Annotated in this window: 23 protein-coding genes; 7 read left to right on the top strand and 16 right to left on the bottom strand. The window is 68.8% G+C overall.

Features of this window, described 5'->3' with window-relative positions; genetic code table 11:
• Positions 1-173 precede the first annotated feature (173 nt).
• Positions 174-1,154, top strand: a complete 981-nt coding sequence (locus AC1DU4_RS06405; RefSeq protein ID WP_477838209.1) for a helix-turn-helix transcriptional regulator — start codon at positions 174-176, stop codon at positions 1,152-1,154.
• A 25-nt stretch (positions 1,155-1,179) separates the two neighbouring features.
• On the opposite strand, the gene AC1DU4_RS06410 is transcribed toward AC1DU4_RS06405, so the two are convergent.
• From AC1DU4_RS06410 to AC1DU4_RS06440, 7 genes are all read right to left on the bottom strand, one after another.
• Complete coding sequence (locus AC1DU4_RS06410) at positions 1,180-2,823, bottom strand: BCCT family transporter (RefSeq protein WP_477838210.1); 1,644 nt, start codon at positions 2,821-2,823, stop codon at positions 1,180-1,182.
• 84 nt (positions 2,824-2,907) lie between these two features.
• Positions 2,908-3,336 (bottom strand): DoxX family protein, encoded by a 429-nt coding sequence (locus AC1DU4_RS06415; RefSeq protein WP_477838211.1) that lies wholly within the window; start codon positions 3,334-3,336, stop codon positions 2,908-2,910.
• A gap of 102 nt (positions 3,337-3,438) precedes the next feature.
• Positions 3,439-3,807, bottom strand: a complete 369-nt coding sequence (locus AC1DU4_RS06420; protein ID WP_477838212.1) for a DUF2784 domain-containing protein — start codon at positions 3,805-3,807, stop codon at positions 3,439-3,441.
• 48 nt (positions 3,808-3,855) lie between these two features.
• Positions 3,856-4,215, bottom strand: a complete 360-nt coding sequence (locus AC1DU4_RS06425; protein WP_072847041.1) for a GntR family transcriptional regulator — start codon at positions 4,213-4,215, stop codon at positions 3,856-3,858.
• A 51-nt stretch (positions 4,216-4,266) separates the two neighbouring features.
• Complete coding sequence (locus AC1DU4_RS06430; RefSeq protein WP_477838213.1) at positions 4,267-4,695, bottom strand: nuclear transport factor 2 family protein; 429 nt, start codon at positions 4,693-4,695, stop codon at positions 4,267-4,269.
• A 52-nt stretch (positions 4,696-4,747) separates the two neighbouring features.
• Complete coding sequence (locus tag AC1DU4_RS06435) at positions 4,748-5,908, bottom strand: hypothetical protein (RefSeq protein WP_477838214.1); 1,161 nt, start codon at positions 5,906-5,908, stop codon at positions 4,748-4,750.
• On the bottom strand, positions 5,908-6,858 hold the full coding sequence (locus AC1DU4_RS06440; protein ID WP_477838215.1) for a metal-dependent hydrolase: 951 nt from the start codon (positions 6,856-6,858) through the stop codon (positions 5,908-5,910). The genes AC1DU4_RS06435 and AC1DU4_RS06440 overlap by 1 nt, the downstream gene beginning before the upstream one ends.
• A gap of 160 nt (positions 6,859-7,018) precedes the next feature.
• Here AC1DU4_RS06440 and AC1DU4_RS06445 point away from each other — a divergent pair, with 160 nt between their 5' ends.
• Positions 7,019-7,633, top strand: a complete 615-nt coding sequence (locus tag AC1DU4_RS06445) for a TetR/AcrR family transcriptional regulator (RefSeq protein WP_477838227.1) — start codon at positions 7,019-7,021, stop codon at positions 7,631-7,633.
• On the opposite strand, the gene AC1DU4_RS06450 is transcribed toward AC1DU4_RS06445, so the two are convergent.
• A complete protein-coding gene (locus AC1DU4_RS06450) occupies positions 7,630-8,907 on the bottom strand; it encodes a PucR family transcriptional regulator (RefSeq protein ID WP_477838216.1) in 1,278 nt (425 codons plus the stop codon). The genes AC1DU4_RS06445 and AC1DU4_RS06450 overlap by 4 nt on opposite strands.
• A 142-nt stretch (positions 8,908-9,049) precedes the next feature.
• Here AC1DU4_RS06450 and AC1DU4_RS06455 point away from each other — a divergent pair, with 142 nt between their 5' ends.
• From AC1DU4_RS06455 to arsC, 3 genes are all read left to right on the top strand, one after another.
• Positions 9,050-9,925 (top strand): SGNH/GDSL hydrolase family protein, encoded by an 876-nt coding sequence (locus tag AC1DU4_RS06455; RefSeq protein ID WP_477838228.1) that lies wholly within the window; start codon positions 9,050-9,052, stop codon positions 9,923-9,925.
• A 92-nt stretch (positions 9,926-10,017) separates the two neighbouring features.
• Complete coding sequence (locus AC1DU4_RS06460) at positions 10,018-11,400, top strand: spinster family MFS transporter (RefSeq protein ID WP_477838217.1); 1,383 nt, start codon at positions 10,018-10,020, stop codon at positions 11,398-11,400.
• Positions 11,401-11,436: 36 nt separating this feature from the next.
• On the top strand, positions 11,437-11,808 hold the full coding sequence (gene arsC, locus AC1DU4_RS06465; protein WP_477838218.1) for an arsenate reductase (glutaredoxin): 372 nt from the start codon (positions 11,437-11,439) through the stop codon (positions 11,806-11,808).
• A gap of 62 nt (positions 11,809-11,870) precedes the next feature.
• On the opposite strand, the gene AC1DU4_RS06470 is transcribed toward arsC, so the two are convergent.
• The 4 genes from AC1DU4_RS06470 to AC1DU4_RS06485 all read right to left on the bottom strand — a co-directional run bounded on the left by AC1DU4_RS06470 (position 11,871) and on the right by AC1DU4_RS06485 (position 15,398).
• Positions 11,871-12,134, bottom strand: coding sequence for a hypothetical protein (locus AC1DU4_RS06470; protein WP_477838219.1), 264 nt, complete (start codon positions 12,132-12,134; stop codon positions 11,871-11,873).
• Between the two features lie 142 nt (positions 12,135-12,276).
• Positions 12,277-13,494, bottom strand: coding sequence for an arginine deiminase (arcA, locus tag AC1DU4_RS06475; RefSeq protein WP_477838220.1), 1,218 nt, complete (start codon positions 13,492-13,494; stop codon positions 12,277-12,279).
• Positions 13,495-13,557: 63 nt separating this feature from the next.
• The gene (locus AC1DU4_RS06480; protein ID WP_281244454.1) at positions 13,558-14,187 is read right to left on the bottom strand and encodes a response regulator; all 630 of its coding nucleotides are present in this window, start codon (positions 14,185-14,187) and stop codon (positions 13,558-13,560) included.
• Positions 14,187-15,398, bottom strand: a complete 1,212-nt coding sequence (locus AC1DU4_RS06485) for a sensor histidine kinase (RefSeq protein WP_072847051.1) — start codon at positions 15,396-15,398, stop codon at positions 14,187-14,189. The genes AC1DU4_RS06480 and AC1DU4_RS06485 overlap by 1 nt, the downstream gene beginning before the upstream one ends.
• 138 nt (positions 15,399-15,536) lie before the next feature.
• Between AC1DU4_RS06485 and AC1DU4_RS06490 the strand changes: the two genes are divergently transcribed.
• Positions 15,537-16,604: an ABC transporter permease gene (locus AC1DU4_RS06490; RefSeq protein WP_477838221.1), complete on the top strand. Its 1,068-nt coding sequence runs from the start codon at positions 15,537-15,539 to the stop codon at positions 16,602-16,604.
• Between the two features lie 33 nt (positions 16,605-16,637).
• Positions 16,638-17,321, top strand: a complete 684-nt coding sequence (locus tag AC1DU4_RS06495) for an ABC transporter ATP-binding protein (RefSeq protein WP_072847053.1) — start codon at positions 16,638-16,640, stop codon at positions 17,319-17,321.
• 67 nt (positions 17,322-17,388) lie between these two features.
• On the opposite strand, the gene AC1DU4_RS06500 is transcribed toward AC1DU4_RS06495, so the two are convergent.
• From AC1DU4_RS06500 to AC1DU4_RS06515, 4 genes are all read right to left on the bottom strand, one after another.
• Complete coding sequence (locus AC1DU4_RS06500; RefSeq protein WP_477838222.1) at positions 17,389-18,792, bottom strand: Ig-like domain-containing protein; 1,404 nt, start codon at positions 18,790-18,792, stop codon at positions 17,389-17,391.
• 279 nt (positions 18,793-19,071) lie between these two features.
• Complete coding sequence (locus tag AC1DU4_RS06505; protein WP_477838229.1) at positions 19,072-19,899, bottom strand: SDR family oxidoreductase; 828 nt, start codon at positions 19,897-19,899, stop codon at positions 19,072-19,074.
• Positions 19,900-20,059: 160 nt separating this feature from the next.
• A complete protein-coding gene (locus AC1DU4_RS06510; protein ID WP_169888497.1) occupies positions 20,060-20,203 on the bottom strand; it encodes a hypothetical protein in 144 nt (47 codons plus the stop codon).
• A gap of 136 nt (positions 20,204-20,339) precedes the next feature.
• A partial coding sequence (locus tag AC1DU4_RS06515; RefSeq protein ID WP_477838223.1) for an Ig-like domain-containing protein occupies positions 20,340-21,272 on the bottom strand: 933 nt, incomplete at its 5' end.

Genomic DNA, 21,272 nt, shown 5'->3' on the forward strand with positions numbered 1-21,272 from the left:
CGGGGTGGTCGATGATCTCAGTCGACGATTTTTCCCGCCTCGTGTCCGCTATCTACGCATCGGCCGTCACGCCTGAGCAATGGGATCCGACCCTTGTCGAGCTTGTCCGCGCCTTTGACGGCGTCGGCGCCGGATTGCAGACTTCGGCACCGGCGACCCGACAATCCGACGCCATGGTGCGTCAGGTCGGCGCCGACCCGTCCGCAAGAACGACCTACAACGAGTACTACGGCCGGCTCGACTGTGTGGCGACAACCGTGGAGAACGCTCCGGTCGGCCGAATTCACACCGGGACCGAACTGATCCTCCCCAACGTGCACACCGAGTTCTACGCGGACTGGTGCCGCCCCAACCACTTCCAGGACGGACTGTTCGTCCGACTGACCGGCGGCACCACGAGCGCATGGCTGGGGGTCGCCGCGCCTCGTGGCCCGGAACCCTTCGGAACCACCGACCGGCTGACGTTGATGAGGCAGCTGGTCCCGCACCTGAAGCAGGCAATCCACACGCGGGTGGAACTCGCGACCCTCGCGCGGCGCGAAAATGACCTGGCCAGAGCAATCGACCAGTTCCAGCACGGCATCGTGGTCATCGGGCCGGACTGCCGAATCCTGCACCTCAACACAGCGGCCGAGACGATCCTGGGATCCGGCGACGGCCTCCAACTCCGCCCCCCTGGATCCATCGCGGCGACCCTCTCTCGGGCAGATCGAGAACTCCGCCGCCTCGTGTGCCTCGCGCTGGACACCCAAGAGGACCGTGTCCCCGAGGGCGGCTCATTTGTCTGCCCCCGCCCGTCCGGGCGACGCGGATACGCGGTCCACGTGGTTCCGCTCAGCCCAGGCACCGACGGACTGAGCCATTCGACGGTGACCGCCCTCGTCCTGATCGTCGACCCAGACCGTGAACCTGAACCGGACACCGACGTCCTGCGCCGCCTGTACTCCCTCACCGACACCGAGGCGGAGGTCGCCGTGCGGGTGGCTCGCGGCGAAGGACTGAAACCGGTCGCCGACGAACTCTCCGTGTCGATGACGACGATTCGAACTCACCTCCAGCACGTCTTCGACAAGACCGAGACGCACCGTCAGGCCGAACTCGTCCGCGTCCTGCTGGCGATCGGTCCATCGTTTCACGAGGCCGCCCAAGACTGAGGCTGCCGATCACCTCGAGAACCTGCTAGTGACCGACTCGCTTGGCCCGCGTGCGGGGCCGCGGCAGTCGTCGCCGCTCCCGCTTCGCCTCGAGGATCATCGGGTCGCGGCACAGGTCCCGGTAGAGCGAGACACACAGCCCGATCATCACCAGCACGAACGGCGCGGCCACGATGATGGTCATCGTCTGCAGCCCGTTCAACGCGTCCTCGCCGCCGGTCCACAGCAGCAGCGCCGCGACGCCACCGGTCAGCATTCCCCAGAACACCACCACCCACCGACTCGGCTGCAGCGTGCCGCGCTGGGAGAGCGAGCCCATCACCATCGACGCCGCGTCCGCGCCGGAGACGAAGAAGATGGCGACCAGGATCATCACCAGGACCGACGTGACACCTGCCAACGGCAGGTTGTCCAACATCCCGAACAGTTGGGACTCGGAACTGCCCCGCTCCGCGAGCGGGATGCCGGCGCGCTGTTCACCGATGGCGGCACCACCGAACACCGAGAACCACAGGAGGCTGACCACGCTGGGCACCAGGATCACGCCGACCACGAACTCACGGATGGTGCGGCCCCGGCTGATGCGGGCCAGGAACATCCCGACGAACGGGGTCCAGGAGATCCACCAGGCCCAGTAGAAGATGGTCCACGAGGACAGCCACTCGGCGGTCTCCGGGTTGCTGGATGCCGCAGTGCGCGCGGACATCTCGGCGATCTGTCCGGCGTAGGCGCCGAGGGTGTTCGGGATGAGGTTGAGGATCAGGACGGTCGGCCCCAGCACGAAGACGAACACCGCCAGCACCAGCGCCAGCACCATGTTGATGTTGGAGAGCCACTGGATGCCCTTGGACACCCCGGAGACCGCCGAGGCGACGAAGGCCAGCGTGAGCACCGCGACGATCGAGACGAGCAACAGCGTGCCCGCCTCCTCGAGCCAACCGGTGACCTCGAAGCCGGACCCGATCTGCAGGGCGCCCAACCCGAGGGAGGCCGCGGTGCCGAACATCGTCGCGAAGATGGCGAGGATGTCGATGACCTTGCCGATCGGCCCCTCCGCGCGGCGGCCGAGCAGGGCGATGAAGGCGGAGCTGAACAGCTGCTTGCGGCCGCGACGGTAGGTGCCGTAGGCCAACGCCAGGCCCACCACCGCGTACGTCGACCACGGGTGCAGGCTCCAGTGGAACATGGTGGTCGCCATCGCGGCGCCGACCCCACCGTCGGTGCCCGGCGGCGGGGTGACGAAGTGCGCCAGCGGTTCTGCCACGCCGAAGAACATGAGGCCGATGCCCATGCCGGCACTGAACATCATCGCGATCCAGCTGACGGTCTTGAACTCCGGCTTCTCGCCGTCCTTGCCGAGCGGAATCCGGCCGAACGGGCTGACCGCCAACCAGAGCGCGAACAGGACGAAGCCGGTCGCGGCGAGGATGAACAGCCAGCCGAGGTTGGTGACGAGCCAGTCGAGCGTCGAACTGGTGACCCGGTCCAGGCTGTCGGGACCGACGATGCCCCAGATCAGGATGGTCGCGACGATGACCGCGGTGACCCCGAACACCACGAAATCGGTGCGGACGGCGCCACCGGCAGACCCCGCTCCACCGGTACCGGCGGCTTCCGCGCGTTCGGTGGGGTCGGAATCTTGATCGGACAAATCGGTATTCGCCGCCATGCAGACTCACGTTGCTTGTCCGCACAGGCAATTGCAAGCCGACGCGGCCGGGGAATTGCCGGCCGGCCGCGCCGGTTTACGGCGTTACACTGCGGATTTGGAGCCGAATCGACCGCCCAAGAGCGCATCGATGCTGAGCCGGCCCGCACCGATCGCGGCGATCAGCAACGAGGCGACACCGAGCGCCAGGACGAGTTCGTACCCGCCCTCGGAGACGAAGATGCCCTTGTCGATGTGCACGATGAAGAAGGCCCCGACCATGTCGAGGAACAGCAGGATCCCGGCGATGGGAGTGGCGATCCCGGCGATCAGCGCGAAACCGCCGACCAGTTCTACCGTCGCCGCGACGATCGCGGACACGTCCGGCAGCGGCGCACCCATGGCGTCGAATCCGGCCTGGGTCTTCGCAATTCCGTTGGTGAAGAACTTCTGCCAGCCGTGGGCGACGAAGATGACGCCGATGCCGACGCGGGCGATGAGCAGGGCGAGGTCCTTGAAAGCGCTGGATTTCATCTACAGGTCCTTTGCTGTGCGCACGGAAGGTCGGGAACGAGACCACCCTGACACAGGATGGTTGAAGCGTCAACCTTCCCGCGGGCGTGTCGGAAGCCGCCCTCACCGAGCGAGAACGCGCACCGGACGCCGCCGGAAGTACCCGATCCAGGACGCCAGCACCACCGCCACCACCAGGAGCCGGACCAGGGTCACGGCGTCCACCGGGTAGAGCACCCCGGTGAGGTAGTGCGAGATGAACCCCGTCGACGGCAACTGCGGCTGGCCCGACATCCGCCGGGCCCAGTTCTCCAGGTCGGTCAGCGGGCATTCGTAACCCACCAGCACCGACCCCACACCCCACGCCACCACCGCGACATGGAGGGCGATCGTCCGACGCCAGCGCCAGGCCAGGAACCCGCCGACCACCAGGTATCCGATGAAGGCGAGGTGGGCCGCGACGGTCGCCGCCTCGACCACCCGGTAGACCATCGCCACCCCTTCGCCCAGCCCCCACCGTCGAGCGTAGTCCGGCGGCGCTTACGCGCCACGGATCGCGGCGGCCACCAGCTCCCCGGCGACGTCGTCGCCCAGGCCCAGGTCGCGGATGGCGGCGACGTACGCGGTGGCCGCCCGCTGGGCCGCGGTCAGCGTCGGGTCGCCCGAGGACGCAACGAAGGAACCGGCTCGACCGCGGGTCTCGATCGCGCCGACCGCCTCGAGCTCCTTGTAGGACTTGGCGACGGTGTTCGGCGCCAGCCCCAACTCCTCTGCCAACGCACGCACCGTCGGCAGCTTGGTGCCGGCGATCAGTTCACCTCGGCGGATCAGAGCGAGCACCCTCAGCTTCACCTGCTCGTAGGGCGGCGTCGCGGAGTCCGGGTCGATGACGATGCGCATGCGGCGAGGCTAGCCGGGCAAGCCCCGATCCAGCTCGCCGAACGCCGAGATTCACTCGGCGAAGGCCTGCTCGAGCCCGTCGAACCAGGCGGCGTCCTCGACCAGGGCCCGGCTTCTCCAACCGTCCGGTGCGCGAACCAACTCGTGGTTGTACCAACCGCCGCAGAAGAACTGCCTGCCCGGCTTGACGACCATCGGGTTGAAGAACATCGCCCGCACCCGGGCGCCGTCGGCGGTGAACTCGACGTCGATGTTCGAGACGAAGTGCTGGGTCCGGGTGAACAGGTCGAGCATGGTCGTCAACTGCGCCACCACCTCCTCCACGCCGCCGCTCGGACCGCCGGTCTCGGAGTAGTCGATGGCCGCGTCCGGGGTGAACACCGTCCGGTAGAGCGCCCAGTCCTTGGTGTCGACGGCGTGCGCGTAGCGGGTGAGCAGGTCCGCGATCTCGATCCGGTCGGAGAGGGTCTGCAAGTCCATGYAGGCAATGAAAGCGCACCACCCTCCCCGACCGCCGGAAAACCGCGAGGAACTACGACGTGCTGGTCACCGGACGTTCGCCGACCGACGGGATGCCACCGTCCTCGGATGTGCTGCGCGGCACGGTGAATGTCGCGATCACGCAGAGTACTGCGACGGCGAAACACGCCAGCGTGTACCAGAGGTTGCCGATCGGATCGCCGCTGTCGGTGACACCGTCGACCGCACCGAAGAAGTCCGGCAGCGCGGTCGCCCACAGCAGGCCCATCACCGCGAGGTACACGACGGCGTACACCCGGACGAAGTCGTTCGAGTACGGCGGGACGTCCGCGGCGGAGCGCCGCAACCGCGACCACTGGCGGGCCAGGAGCGGGATCGCGACGACCGTGATGGCGACCAGTTCGGCCGCGTACAGGAACCCGCGGACGGTGTCGCTGCCCATTCCGAAGACGGTCGCCGGGAGCGGGAGCACGAACACCCCGACCGAGGCGGTGAGACCGATCACCACGGTGCGCCACACCAGTCCGAGCCCGGAGAAGCGCCGGCCCGCATCGACGTGCCGGCCGACGAAGAACTGGACGCACAGAGCCAACGACATCGGCCACAGCGCCGCGAACACCACGACGCTCGGCAGCGGAACCGAATCGAAGAAGGGCAGATTGACCTTGTTGTCGAGCGTCCACTCCCACCAGCGCAGCTGCGGCCCGAGCTGGTCGAAGATCTCGTAGAACGCGTGGTGGACGAAGCCGACGCACACCGCGCCGAGGAACACCCCGTAGCGCCGGAAGACGCCGAGCATGCGGACGATCTCGAACGCCAGCGTCGCCATCAGCGGGTAGATCGCGATGATGTACAGCGGGAGGCGGCCCCACAGGAAGTCCACGGTGAACACGTTGTGCGCGAACATCGTGCCCAGGTATTCCTCGGTGCCGAACGTGGCCGGGAAGTAGATCGGCGGCTCGATGACGAACAGGAACGCGGTGGCGCCGAACCAGAGCACCAGGTTCGTGGGATCACCGTGGCGGCGCAGCCGCAGGATCGCGTACACGAGCGCGAGCACCGACCCGAGCACGATCATCCACTCGAGCACCGGCAGCGTCCAGTTCTCCAGCGCGGCCGGATTGCGCACCTCGAAGAGCCCGCCGGCCTCCTCGCACGAGAAGCCCAGGCGGGTCGCGAGATCCGAGAAGGTGGGCGAACAGTGGTCCGACATCAGTTCGCCCCCGCGGAGACCGGCTCGGCCTCAGGCTTCTGCGAGTCCGCGGTGTACCAGCGGGTGCAGTCGTAGCCGGCGTCGTAACGGGTGAACCACTCGTCGGCGAGGACGGGCAGCTTCTCGTGTGCGGGCTTGTGCCCGGGCATCTGGCTGCGGATGGCGCCGGACAGGGCGGTGAGCTGCTCACCGATCGGCAGGCCGTCGAACGCCCGCGGCATCGGCCCCTTGGTCAGGTACGGGGCGAAGGCGGTGAGCACCTTTTGCTTGGCCCGGTGCCGGGCGAACATCGACATCGCGTCGACCTTCCGCTCGGACAGCGGAACGTGCTGGTTGAAACCGGCACACGCAATCCGGATCGACTTCATCACGTGCGCGAAGATCGACGCAGCCATCCGCATCCGGTAGAGCTCGTTGCCGACGACGGAGTTGTAGATGATCAGCGCCGAACTGCGGTGCTCGACCTCCTCGACGAAGTGCCAGAGGAACAGGGACGCGACCCGGTCGTCGCCGGGCCGGAACAAGGTGGCCTCGTTGTCGAGCATCAGCTTGAACACCGGAGTGAACGTGGCCTCCAGGTCGGCGGTGTACGCCAGCCTGTAGTTGATCGAGGTCCGCTCGGTGAGCAGGTCGAACTCACCGGTCACGGCGTCGAGGGTGTTCTGCAGGCCGGGGTACCGCCGGATCAGCGCGTTCACGTGCTGGCGGTGGGCGGTGGAGTGGTGGCCCTCCTGACGCATGAACGCGACTGCCTCCGCCGCGACCTCCGGATCGGTGATCAGCGGCTTCGCCTGCAGGATCAGCTTGACGATCATCTTCTCGAAGCCGATCGCCAGGAACGAGACCGCGTTGGACATGCTCGACCACGCCGGGTTCTCCGGGTTCCACAGGAAGGGGACGTCCTCGGCCTCGAACCCGAAGTCCATCTTCCGGGGTTTCAGTTCCGTCATGCGCGATTCCTCGATTCGTCGATGTGTGCGAGCCCCGCCAGGGCAGGTGAAGGCCACGTTCGACGCGATCATACAAATACGCGCTCCTGCGTATGATGACTTTCGCCGAATCCACCGCACCTCACGCCGCCCGCCGTCGCAGCCCTGGTACCGTCCGCCCGTGGCGCGCAGACGTGGATGGGGTGGGCGACCGCCGGTCGATGACGACGAGGCCTCGCAACGCATCGTCGACGCCGCAGTCGATCTGATCGGCCGAACCGGCTCGGCGATCAGCATTGCCGACGTCGCGGAGTCGCTGGGTGTCATCCGTCAGACGGTGTACCGGTACTTCCCCAGCGCGGACGCACTGATGAGGGCCGCGGCGATCGCCTCGGTCGCCGGATTCCTCGATCGGCTCACGCGGCAGGTACGCGGCATCGCGGATCCCGTCGACGCGATGACCGAGGGCGTGGTGTTCACTCTCGCCGAGGTGCGTCGCACGCCGCATCTGGGCATCCTGCTCACCGGCACTGACGTCCACCCCGACGGCATCACGTCCGACGAGGCACGTGCCTTCGGCATGACGATGATCAGACGCTTCGACGTCGACTGGGAGCGCCACGGGTACGACGACGAGTCCCTCGGCGAGCTCGTCGAATACCTGCTGCGAACGATGCAGTCGTTCTTCATCTCTCCGGGCAATCCGCCACGGAGCGACGACGATCTGCGCCGGTATCTGCGCCGCTGGATGGGAACGGCAATCATGGCCCAATCGGGCAGATCGGAAACCGACTAGGCCGGTGGCGTTTCCGCGCCGGCACAGCGCCGGGCCGCGAGCGCCGCGGTGACCCGGACCAGGTCCCGGGGCGAGCTCACCTCCAGCCCCGTCAGCATCGCGAGTTTGCGCAGCCGGTAGACGACCGTGTTCGGGTGCACGTGCAACGCCGCCGCGGCGGCGCCGCGGTCGTAGCCGGCGTCGACGTAGGCCTCGAGCGTCCGGAGCACCGACTCGTGGGTGTCCAACGGGGACAACAGTTCCGCCAGCACCGCATGCGCGGCGCTCGGCCGCGCCAGCTGATACTCGACCGCTACGTCGCACAACCGGAACAACCCGGTCCGGTGTCCGTGCCGGCGCGCCACCTCCAGCACCTCCCTCGCCTCGACGAGCGCGCCGGGCACCGCGTCGGGCGCGGCGGCGGACACCGCGGTCACGACGGCGGCGCCGATCGCGCGTTCGAGGTCCAACAGGTTGCCGCGCAACACGGCGTACTGCGGGCTCGACTCCCAACTTCCCTCTGCCGGTTCGGAATCGACGATCGGGATGAGCACCGTTCCGCCGCTGCCGGTCACCGCGCTCAACGCCCTGTCGCGGCCGACGCTGTCGAGCTCGCGTTGCAGCCGTCGGACCTTGCGCCGCTCGGCGACCGCGGTGTCCACCCCCGCGGCCGCCTCGTCCGGGTGCGGGTCGACGTACAGCGCGACCACCCAGTAGAGCCGAGCGAGTGTGAGACCCACCCGGTCGGCGGCCCCCGCCGGGTCTGCGCCCGAGGACAACGCCATCAGGAGGGCCCGGCGGGCGCCGTCGTCCTCACTCGGCAGTGCATGGTCCGACCCGTACCCCGCCACCACCGCAGACGTCGCGGCGAGCAGGTAGGTGTGCAGCAACTGCCCCGCTCGCGCGAGTGCCGGACCGTCGCCGCCACCGGCCAGCCCCGCGATCGACGCCCACCACTGCTGGACGCCGAGGTGGTACGCGTGCAGGATCTCGGCCAGGGGCACCAACTCCTCCGCCCGGTGCCCGGCCGAGACCCGCAGGTCCGCCACTTCCGAGGGCGTCGGCTCCCGCGCCGTCCGGAGCATGGCGATGAACAGCTCGAGGTTCCGCCGGACGATCGCGGTGCCGTCGTTGCGGATCGCCTCCTCCGGCAGTGACCGGTAGAAGGGGACGTCGGTCCGGACCACTCTGACGGTCTCGGCGACCAGCGAGTGAGTCCGCTGCGCCAACTGGTCCGCCAGCGACCGACCGCCGATCGAAATGGGACCCTCTCGGTCCGCTTTGCTCTCAGACACAAAAACCCCCCGAATGTTGGTCGCAATCTACAACTACCACCTGCAGTTTCCCGATCAGGATGTAATCCACGCCACTCTCGGCTGCACAAACGGTGCACCCGAAACGGAGCGGCTCACGAGAGAAGGAGCCTCGGTGACTCAGATGACCAGCCGTGCCACCAGGTCGGGGGCAACTGCCGCCGCCACCCTGTGCCTGCTGGCGGCCGCGGCCGCGGGCAACGCCGGCGCCGCCCCCCTCGATGCCGGCCGGATCGACTACGTGGCGATCGGCGATTCCGCCGCGGCCGGCCCGCTGCTTCCCGACCAGGACATGAGCGCGCCCGGATGCCTGCGGTCGCACCTGAACTACCCCGCCGTGGTGGCCGCGGAGCTGGGCGCCACGCTCACCGACGTCAGTTGCTCGTCGGCGAGGACCGCCAACATCACGAACACCCCGCAGCGCACCTTCTCCGGCACCGCGACACCGCAACTCGACGCATTGAGCCGGGACACCGACCTCGTCACCGTCACCATCGGCGCCAACGACTTCAACCTCTTCACCACCGCCCTCAGCTGCGCCAACCCGCTGCCACAACCGAACGGGTCGTCATGCCGCGACAAGTTCAACGCCGGCGGACGCAACCAGCAGCGGGACCAGATCGCGGGTTGGGCACCGACCTGGGGGGCGATGCTCGACCAGGTCCGCGAGCGGGCGCCGTACGCGGAGATCGCGGTGGTGGGTTACGGCACCTACCTGCGACCGGGCGGATGCCCCGCACAGCAACCGATCTGGTCGCAGGACGCCGACTACCTGCAGAGCGTGATGACCGACGCCAACGCCGCGATGGAAGCGGAGGCCACCCGACGTGGCATCCGCTTCGTCGACATCACCCAGGCCACCTCGGGCCACGACATCTGCGCAGCCCCCGGGCAGGCGGCCTACACCGGCCTCGTCCCGACCGAACCTGCCGTGCCGCTGCACCCGACGGTGTTCGGCATGCAGGCGATCGGTGCACAGGTAGCCGAGCAACTGCGCTGACGCGCCACTCCTGAACCAAAGCCTGTTCTCGCACGGCAATGCCTGCGACAGAACAGGTTTCCGACCCGTTCCCACCGAATCTGCGAGGCCCCATGTCCGTGCACGAATCCGCCGCGCCCCCGTCTGCGCTGCCCACGTCACCACCGTCGACAACCACGACCAATGTCGTCAGCGGAGCGCTGGTCGCGCTCTTCCTGGCCAACCTGGTGAACTTCTTCGACCGCTCGATCCCCTCCGTGGTCGCCGAACCCATCAAGGCCGAGTTCTCCCTCAGCGATCTGCAACTCGGCCTCGTCATGTCGGCCTTCACCCTGGTCTACGCGATCGCGGGCCTACCGCTCGGCCGACTCGCGGACACCGGCAACAGGCCGAAGATCATCGGCGTGGGCCTACTGATGTGGAGCGGGTTGACCGCGGCGACCGGCGCGGCGGGCAGTTACCTACTCTTCATCCTGGCCCGGCTCGGCGTGGGCATCGGCGAGGCGAGCTTCACCCCGGCCGCGAACTCGATGATCGGCGACATGTACCCGGCGGAGCGGCGATCTCGCGCACTCGGCATCTTCATGCTCGGGCTGCCGCTCGGTCTCATGCTGGCGTTCTTCACCGTCGGCAAGATCACCGAGGCCTTCGGCTCCTGGCGGGCGCCGTTCTTCGTCGCGGCCGTGCCCGGAGTGGTGCTCGCCGTCGTCCTGTACCGGATGCGGGACCCCGAGCGCGGGGGCGCCGAACACATCTCCGCCACCGGCGCGGCTCCCACCGGCGCCGCCCCGGTCACGCGACCGATCCGCCGGCTGCTGTCGATCCCGACGCTCCGCTGGCTGATCCTCGCGGGGCTGACCTTCAACTTCGCCGCGTACGCCGTGAACTCGTTCGTGGTGCCGCTGCTCATGCGCCAGTACGAGCTGAAGTTGACGCCCGCCGCCGCGGTCACCGGAATCATCGTCGGGCTGACCGGCCTCGTCGGACTGGTGGCGGGCGCCAGACTGGCGGACCGCGCGTCGACCAGGTCGCCGAATGCCCGTCTCAGGATCGGGGTCTTCAGTTGCGCCGCGGCGGCTCCGTTGACCGCCCTCGCCCTGATGCAGAACGGGGGGAGCGTCGTCGCCTTCACCGCCTTCTTCGCCGCCGGCTGGTTGTTGGCGTACGCCTTCTACATCAGCGTCTATCCCACGATCCACGACGTGGTGGTCCCGCCGCTGCGTGCCACCGCGACCGCCTTGTTCTTTGCGGCGATGTACCTGCTCGGCGGCTTCTCGGGACCGGTCGTGGTGGGCGCCATCTCCGACTGGTTCGCCGAGCGCGCGCTCGACTCGGCGGGTACCGGAACGCTGGCCCAGTACGCGGGTGAGGGACTGAACTCGGCCATGTACCTGGTGCCGATCATGTTGGCGCTCACCGCCGTCTTCATCTTCCTGGCCACCCGGACGGTCGCAGCGGACGCGACCCGCATGCGCCGGATGCTGGAGGGCCGCTGAGGTCGCCGACAGCCGGTCGAGCGGGCCGGGGGCACAATGGCTGACATGGCGACATCCGACACGAACCCGCACGCGACGATCTACCACAACCAGCGGTGCAGCACCTCGCGCACGGTGCTCAAGCTGATCGAGGACGCGGGCATCGAACCGACCATCGTGAAGTATCTCGACACGCCACCCTCGCGCGACGGCCTGCGCAAGCTGCTCGACGACGCCGGGCTCAAGCCCAGCGAGGCGATCCGACGCAAGGAGTCCGTCTACACCGAGCTCGGGTTGGCGCAGGCGAGCGAGGACGAGCTGCTCGATGCCATGGTCGAGAACCCGATCCTGATCGAGCGCCCGATCGTGGTCACCGACAAGGGCACGGTGCTCGCCCGGCCGGCCGACAAGGTGTCCACCATCCTGTAGTCACCTCGATCGTCAAGGCACGGCCCCGTCGACCCAGTCGTCGGGGCCGTGCCTCGTTCAGATCAGGACTCGGACGATCCCGCCGAACCGGAATCACCCGAACCGGACTCCCCCGAAGCGGAGCCCACGGAACCCAGATCGACCGAGCCAATGTCGACCGAGCCCGACGCGGCCTCTTCCCCGGTTTCGACCTCCGGCTCGGCCGGGACCCCGGACACGATCGGGGCCTCGGACTCGACGGGGGTCACGGACTGCGGCGTCCACACGCCACAGTCGAAGGTGGCGAAGGTGCTGTCGGTGCCCTTTGCGCATAACTTCCCCTCCACACATCATCCCAGTCGGACGATTGTCCAAAGGTGGAGATATGCAGATTCGATATGTCCACACGCCATATCTGGCACTGGTGACCGGAGTCACAGCATCATGGCCGTAGCGGCGGGCCCGCCTGCCGCCGAAGGTGTCTGACGCTCAGAGCAGGTCGCGTGAGACCGGGCACGACATGCAGCGGGGTCCGCCGCGACCGGAGCCGAGTTCGGACCCCGAGATCCGCAGGACCTCGATGCCCGACGCCTCGAGCCKGGTGTTGGTCTCGACGTTGCGCTCGTAGGCGACCACCACTCCGGGCGAGAGCGCGAGGGTGTTGTTCCCGTCGTCCCACTGCTCGCGTTCGGCGGTCACGTGGTCGAGCCCGGTGTCTATCACCCGCAGCTTGCCGATGCCCATCGCCTCGGCCGCCGCTTCCAGGAAGGATTCGGCGCCGCGGATGCTCACGCCGCCGTCCTCGCGTCGGATGGTGAAGGCGGTCAGGGTGTGCTGGATCGCGGGGTACATCACCACCGCATCGACGTCGACCATCGTGCACACGGTGTCCAGGTGCATCGACGCCCTGCGTTGCTCGATCGGCACCACCAGCACCGTGTGCGCGAGTCCGTCCTCGAACACGCTGCGCGCCAACGCCTCCGCTCCCGCCGGGGTGGTTCTCTCGCCCACCCCGACGGCGATCACCCCCGGCGAGAGCAGCAGCACGTCGCCTCCCTCGACCGGCGCGGTGTGCGACTCGTAGGCCCGCCGCACCCCGAGGAAGCGTGGATGGTGCGCGTAGATCAGGTCGGTGAGCGAGGCCTCCCGGGCGCGTGCCGGCAGAGCGAGAGCCGTGATCGCCACCCGGTTGCCGATCCAGAACGACGAGTCCCGGGTGAAGAGCAGGTTCGGCAGCGGTTCGATCACGAAGTCGCCACCGTGGTGCATCCGCCGCACCAGGGACGACCCGGCCGGCCCGATCGGCAGTTCGTCGAATGTCATCCCCGCGGTCAGGAGGTTGGCCAGAGCGGCGGGCGCGACGGTGCGCAGGTACGACGCCAGCTCCTGAGCGAGCGAGTGCCCGAGCCGACGGGGGTCGACCGCGGCCGAGATGCCCTGCATGCGGGCCGCACCGCTCGCGGTCAACGCCTCGGTCAGCAGGTCCGAGAGCAGCAGCACCTCGACGCCCCGCGAACGCAGCAACGCGGCGAAGGCATCGTGCTCGTCCTGGGCCCGGTCCACCCACGGCAGTCCGTCGAAGAGCAGCTGGTCGTTGTTGCGCGGGGTCAACCGCTTGAGCTCGTCGCCGGGACGGTGCAGCAGCACCGTCCGCAGGGTGCCCACCTCGGAGTTGGCCCCCAACACCGTGCCGCGCTCGCTGGTCATGGCTCGACGGTAGTGCGCCTCGGCCGCCGCCGCGAGGGTTACGTCGGCCGGATCCGTCGCGCGCTAGACGATCAGCCCGCGCTCCCGGGCGGCCGCCACGGCTGCGGTCCGGCTGTCCACCCCGAGCTTCGAGAACGCGTGCACGAGGTGTGATTTCACGGTGGCCTCCGTGACGAAGAGTTCCTTGGCGATGGCCCGGTTCGACAGGCCCTGCGCCACCAGCTGCACGATCTGACTCTCCCGAGCACTCAGGTCCACTCGCGGTGACCGAATCTGCCGGTACAGCCGTTGCGCCACATCGGGATTGAGCACCGTCTCACCTCGGGACGCCGCCCACACCGCGTCCACCAGCACCTGCGGGTCGCTGTCCTTGAGCAGGTAGCCGGCGGCGCCGGCCTCCACCGCCCGCAGAATGTCACTGTCGGTGTCGTAGGTGGTCAGCACCACCACCCGCGGCGGGGAGGGGCGGGCTGCGATCGCCTCGGTGGCCTGTGCGCCGTCCATGCCTGCGCCGAGCCTCAGGTCCATCAGCACCACATCGGGACGCTCGGTGGCGACCAGTTCGAGCGCCTCCTCCCCCGACGACGCCTCGGCGACCACGTCCAGCCCGTCGTGCGAGGCGAGCAGCGCCCGCAGCCCCGCCCGGACCACCGGATGGTCGTCGACCAGCAGGATCCGCAAACTGTCCGTCACTACTCAGCACCTGCCATCGGAAGCGTTGCGGCCAAGGCCGTTCCGTCGCCGGGCGCCGCCTCGACCACGAGCGAGCCTCCGAACGAGGCGAGCCGCTCGCGCATCGACCGCAGGCCGAACGACGCCGCCGCGAACTCGCCGTCGGAGTCGAAACCGATGCCGTCGTCGACCACGTCCAGGCGCACCTCGTCCGGCGTGAAGCTCAGCGTGAGCCGCACCTGCCGGGCCCGCGAGTGCAATCGCACGTTGGCCAGCGCGCTCTGCGCGACCCGAAGCAGTGCGACGTCGTAGTCCATCGGGAGCGGGACCGCCTCACCGTCCACCACCAGTTCGCCCACGATCCCGGTGTGCTCGCACAACTGGGCGAGCAGGCGCCGCAGCGCCGACTCGAGCGAGGCCTCCTCGAGCACCGACGGGGTGAGCGCCGCGACCACGCGGCGCGCCTCGCCGAGGTTCTCCTGCGCCGTCTCCGCGATCTGCGCGAGGATCGGCGCCGGCTCGGCGCTGCGTGCACCGGCCCTGGCCAACAACACGATGGACGAGAATCCCTGTGCGAGTGTGTCGTGGATGTCGCGGGCCAGCCGGGCCCGCTCGTCGACGGCACCGGCCTCCCGTTGCAGTGCGGCGAGTTCGTCCTGGGCGTCGAGCAGCTCGGTGTGCGAGCGGGCGAGCTCGTCGAAGAGTCTGCGACGCTGCCGGACGTCGCGGAGCAACTGCTGGTAGATGACCGCCATCCCGGCGGCCGCGGTCGCGCCGAAAATCGGCCCCAGGAACGTCGCGACGACGTTGGTGCCGCCGTGCCAGAGCGACCCGCCGATCGCGACCGCGGTGATCGCCACCGTCGCGGCCACCGCGACCCGCGTCGAGAGGACGTGGAAGCACAGGAAGTACAGCGGGAACGCCACCCACACGAAGTTGACGCTCAGCGCCGCGAGACCGAGCCACCCCAGCACCAGCACGCCGAACCAGAACGGGCCGTACCAGTCGACGCCGGTGGCGGACGCGGACCGCCGGGCGAACCAGACTCCCAGCAGGTACCAGCCGAGCACGACGGCGGAGAGCAGCACCGTCGGCACCGGTCGGGTGTCGTCGATGAGGCACCGCACTGCGCCGACCCCGAGCAGCACCACGAACAGCGTGTGTGCCCCGAGCGACATGACACGCAGGACGGGTGCGGGGCCACTGTCAGGCTGGAGGTCCGAATGCTGCATTGCATCCACGCTAACACCGCCCCAGCACCCCGACCGGCCCTGACCGGCCACGACGGCCGATCTCCAACTTTCGATTGACTCGCTCACCCCACCCTTTGCGCGATGCCCCCGAAGGGGGTGCCGCGGCACGCTGGAAGCATGTTCCTGAGTATTCGTGACCTCGTGTTCGCCAAGGGCCGGTTCGCGCTGATGAGCGTGGTGCTGTTCCTGATTTCACTGATGGTGGTGATGCTCTCCGGACTCACCGCGGGCCTGGGCAACCAGTCGATCGCGGCGATCAAGAACCTCGGCGCGAACCAGTTCGCCTTCGGCGCGCCCGCGGAGGGGCAGGCGCTCTCCTTCAGCGACTCCCAGGTCACCGAGCGGCAGCAGCAGGAACTCGCCGCCACGCCGGGCGTGGACTCCGCCGCCCTGATCGGAATCGCGCCCACCCGGATCACCGTCGACGGCCGCGACGTCAGCGCCAGCGCGTTCGGCGTGGACGGCAGCTCGTTCGCCGCGCCCGTCCCGCTGTCGGCCGGCCACATCGCCGTCGACCGCACCCTCGCCGAGGAAAACGACTGGAGCGAGGGGCGCACGGTCGAGATGGGCGGTCGCCAGTTCACCGTCACGGCCCTCGTCGACGACTCGCTCTACAGCCACCAGCCGGTGGTGTGGGTCGAGCGGTCCGACTGGCTGGCGTTGCCCACCGCCGGCGGCAGCGAGGGCACCGTCGTCGCGATGCGCACGAGCAGCGGATTCGACGCCGCCTCCGCAGCGACCGCGACCGACACGTCGATCACCGATCAGTCGGGCGCCCTCAACGCGATCGGCTCCTACACCTCCGAGCGCAGTTCGCTGCTGTTGATGCAGGTCATGCTGCTGATCGTCAGCGCCCTCGTGGTCGGCGCCTTCTTCACCATCTGGACGATCCAACGCGGCCAGGACCTGGCGGTGCTCAAGGCCGTCGGCGCGTCCACCGGCTACCTGCTCCGAGACGCCCTCGGCCAGTCGCTGATCGTTCTCACGCTCGGCGCCGGGCTCGGTTCGCTGGCCGCGGTGGGCCTCGGCTCGATCGCGTCGCAGGCAGTCCCGTTCACGCTCACCGTGTCCGGCACCCTGCTGCCGTTCTTCGCGCTGATCGGCCTCGGCATGCTCGGCGCCGCCGCCGCGCTGACCCGGATCGTCTCCGTCGACCCGCTGACCGCGCTGAACTCCGCCCGGTAATCGCCGCCCACTACGAGAATTGAAGGAACAACGATGAGCATCACCCTCACCGACGCCCTCCTCACCTATCCCGACGGCGACACCCGGCTGTGCGCGCTCGACCACGTGAACTTCGCCGTGGACCGCAGCAAGCTCGTCGCGGTCACCGGGCCGTCGGGATCCGGCAAGTCCAGCCTGCTCGCAGTCGCCGGCCTGCTGATCACTCCCGAGTCCGGCACCGTCCACATCGGCGGCGTCGACGTCACCGGCCTGAGCCGATCCGAGCGGACGACGGTGCGGCGCGAACAGCTCGGTTTCGTCTTCCAGCAGTCCAACCTGCTCGCGTCGCTGACCGCGACCGAACAGCTGCAGCTGATCACGCACCTCGGCGGGGGCCGGGTTCGCAGCGTGCGAAGCCGGGCCCGGGACCTGCTGGCCTCGCTCGGACTGGAGAAGGAGCTCGACCGTCGGCCGCACCAGCTCTCCGGCGGCCAGCGCCAGCGAGTCGCGATCGCCCGGAGCCTGATGAACGACCCGTCGGTGCTGTTGGTGGACGAACCGACGTCCGCGCTCGACGAGGATCGCAGCCGCGAGATCGTCGCCCTGCTGGCGAACCTGAGCCGCGAACGCGACGTCGCGGTGGTGATGGTCACCCACGACCTCGGCCAGCTGGATCTCGTCGATGACGTCTACGAGATGCACAGCGGGAGGCTGACCCGGGCACAAGTCACCGCCTGACAGCACGACGACGGCGCCCCGCCCCGGTACTTGGACCGGGACGGGGCGCCGTTTGTCTGGTGAACTCTTACGAGGAGCCGAACAGCCCGCCGAGCGAGCCTCCGCCGCCACCGGGGACCGGGTCGGCGGTGACGCTGATCGTCCCGGTCACATCCGAACCGAGGTAGCCCGGCGCACCGGTGTACACCGCGTGAATCTCCCGGGTGCCCTCCTCGAGGAAGGTGTAGGTCTGGGTGGCGCGGCCGTCGGCGAGGCCGATCGCGTTGCCGAGCGGCTCGACGCCACTGAAGAACCGCACCGTGCCGCCGACCGGCTTCGGGGACACGTCCGCGGACAGGAAGACCACCCGCCCCTTCTGCGCGATCGCCGGCACCGCCAGCGTCAGCGTGGTGGCGACGTCCGTGGCGCCCGGCTCGGTCATCCGCATCACCTGGGGTGCCGAGGTCGACGCAAGGTATCCGGGGGCACCGGAGAACACCGCGGTCACCGACTTGTCGCCGGGCACCGTGAAGGTCTGGATCAGGCTGGCCTTGCCGTCGGCACCGACCGGGACGGTCCCCAGCTCAGTGGTACCGACCTTGAACGTGACGGTTCCGGCGCCCGGGAACGGCGAGACCTGCGCGTCGAAGATCACCTCGGAGCCGGTCTGCGCCGCTGCCGGCACACTCACCGTCGTGACCGTGCTCTGGTTGCCCGGCTCGATCGTGACGGTCTGCGCGGCCGAGGACGACTCGGCCGCGAACGGGGTCGCGGGGAAGGTCGCGGTGATCTGATGCTCGCCCGCCTGCGTGGCGGCCGGGGTCCAGTTGTAGGAGGCCTTGCCCGCCGCGTCGAGCGCGGCAGAGCCGATCTCGGTGGTGGCCGAGTAGAACTTGACGAGGTCGCCTTCGCGGGCGCCGAGCACCTGGACGTTCATCTTGGTCGCGATACCGGCCCTACCCGGGGCAACGGGGCTGAGCACGGTGGTGGTGACGTTCTTGGGCACGTTGATCGACGGGCCCGCCTTGTCCAAGGAACCGGTGGCGGTACCGGATCCGTACTTGATCCCGGTGGTCTGCACCGCCTCACGCGGGCAGTTGGCACCGACCAGGTACTGGAAGGAGAAGGTCGGCGACGTGGCCGCGTCCCAGCTGCCGGCCACCCGGGTCAGCCCGGGGCCGATGCTTGCGACCGGAACCGGCAACCCGGCGACCCTCACGGAGTCGGTCTTGTAGGTCATGCAGGTCGGGCGGTAGTCCTCGAGCCAGTCGACGATGCCGGTGCCGGTGACCGTGGTCGTCACGGTCACCGTCTCGCCCTCGAGCGGCGCGGTGTTGCTCACCGTCCGGGCGAACCCGAAGCCGCCGTCCGAAAGGTTGATCGTTTCCGGCGCCGCACCCGCCAGGCCCGTCCCCCCTGTCACCACGAACCCCGCGGCGACGGCGAACGCGCCTACCGTCGCCATCCCGCGACGCACATTCTTGCCCGACATGAACTTCCTCCCCGTAATGGAGGGCACCCCACAACAGACGGGAGGCCCAACGTTGTCGTCGAATCCCGACGCACGCTCGCACGGCGCGGCCGAGTGCACTCCGCAGCCGAAGGATCCGCAACTGAGGCGACCCGCAACTGCCTGGAAGTGCATCGAATCGAGCAGTAGTAGACCACGGTGATCCCCGACACGACCGGGATTTCGACGAACTAGATGGACGCTTGTGTTACAGCACAAAAGGAGGGCCGGACGCGCCGTGGCCCCGTCGCAGGCAATGACCTAGTCGAGGAATTTGCTGAACTGGTCGTTGGCCTTCTGCATCACGAACTCGTAGGGCGGGGCGAATTTGCGGGCCCACCAGTAACCGAAGCGGACGTCGTTGGACGTGTAGACAAGATAGCGGCGCTTCTTGATACCCCGCACAATGCAGTCCGCCACCCTCTCCGGCGAAACGGCGCGCTTCTCGAACCGGTGCGCGAACTTTCGCACCCGCGGATCGTCGCGGTCCACGCCGGCGATCTGCACGGTGCCGACCAACGGTGTCTTCACCCCGCCCGGGACGACCAGGCTGACGCCGATGTGGTGCCGCTTGAGGTCGAAGCGCAGCACCTCCGAGACCCCGCGCAGCCCGAACTTGCTGGCACTGTAGGCGGCGTGCCAGGGCAGGGCGAGCAGGCCCGCAGCGGACGAGACGTTCACCAGGTGACCGCCCCTGCCGGCCCGGACCATCGGCGGCACGAAGGTCTCGATGACGTGGATCGGCCCCATCAGGTTGACGTCGACCATCGACTTCCAGTGCCGATGTTCGAGGTTCTCCACGGTGCCCCAGGCCGAGATGCCGGCCACGTTCATCACCACGTCCATGCTGCCGTGGGCGGCGTGGACGTCCTCGCCCCAGGCGGCGACCGCTTCGTAGTCGGACACGTCGAGATCCCGCGACTCGACAACCCGCCCACCCGCTCGGGTGACCAGCGCGACGGTCTCCGCGAGTCCCTCGGCGTTGATGTCGGTGAGGTACAGGTCGGCGCCCTCGCGCGCCGAGGCCAGCGCGGTGGCACGGCCGATCCCGCTGCCCGCACCGGTGATCAGGCACTTCTTGCCCTGCATGTCCTTCACCCTTGAATCCCCTGCCCGTCGCGCTGATCGGTCAAGCGGAGTCTACGCACGCGGGCAGGGGTGGTCCTCGATTCACACGACCGGGGTTCGCGGCACCTCGAGACGAGGGCCGGTCCACCGAATCAACCCGGATCGGCTTGGGCACACCGGCTTACAGCCGGGTCGACATCTCGTCCTGGTACTCGTGGATCGTCTTCTCGATGGTCTTGGCCGCCTCGGCATCGTCGCGGCTGCGGGCATCGTCGGCACGTGCGCGCAACTTGCGAATCGCCGTGCGCAATTCGGTGTCACTCATCCTGTGCTCCATATCACACAGTGTGCCCGACTTCCCAGCTCGAGGCCAGGGATCGACACACCGCAGCGCCCCGCCCCGGTCGCGAGACCGGGACGGGGCGCTGCAGAAATCGTGCCGAGCTGCTGGTCCCGATCAGCTAGGAGGAACCGAACAGCCCGCCGAGGGAGCCCATGCCCCCACCGGCGCCCGGGTCCACGGGGGTTTCGCCGGTCACGGTGACGGTCACGACGTCGGAGCTGGAGCCAACGTAACCGTTCGTGCCGCCGTACACGGCCTTGAGGGTGCTGGTGCCCGCCACTGCGAAGGTGTGCGTGAGCGACACCTTGCCGTCTGCGCCGACGGTCACGGCGTCGCCGACGGCGGTGTCACCGTCGAAGAACTGCACGGTGCCGCCGGTCGGAGCCGGCGCGACCTTCGCCTCGTACGTCACTGCGACGCCCGTCGACGCCGTGACCGGACCGGTGAGGGTGGTCGCGGTCTGGACGTCCGACGGCGCCGGGGCGGTCACCGTCACGGTGTGTGCCGCCGAGGTGGACGCGATGAATCCGGTTGCGCCGGAGAACACCGCGGTGATCTCGTGCGCGCCGGCAGTCGCGAACGACGCGGTGGTCGATGCCTTGCCGTCGGCACCGACCGCCACCGGGCTACCGATGTCGGTGGCGCCGTCCTTGAACTGCACCGTGCCACCGGCCGGCGTCGGGGAAACAGTGGCGGACAGCGCAACCGGGGTCTCGGTCTGGGCAGTTGCCGCACCGGAGACGGTCGTGGTGGTGGCGAGGTCGGCCGGGGCCGCCGGGGACACCGTCACGGAGTGAGCGCCGGAGGTGGAGGTCAGGAACTCACCGGCACCTGAGAAGACGGCGGTGATGCTGTGGTCGCCCACAGCCAGTGCCTGGCTGATGCCGGCCTTGCCGTCCACGCCCACAGCCACCGGACCACCGAGGTTGTCAGCGCCGTCCTTGAACTGCACCGTGCCACCCGACGGAGCCGGGGAGACCTGCACGTTCAACGTCACGTCCGTGCCCTCGACCGCCGTTGCCGGACCGGTCACCGAGGTCGTCGTGACGAC

Source organism: Rhodococcus sp. P4_F5 (assembly GCF_056401315.1).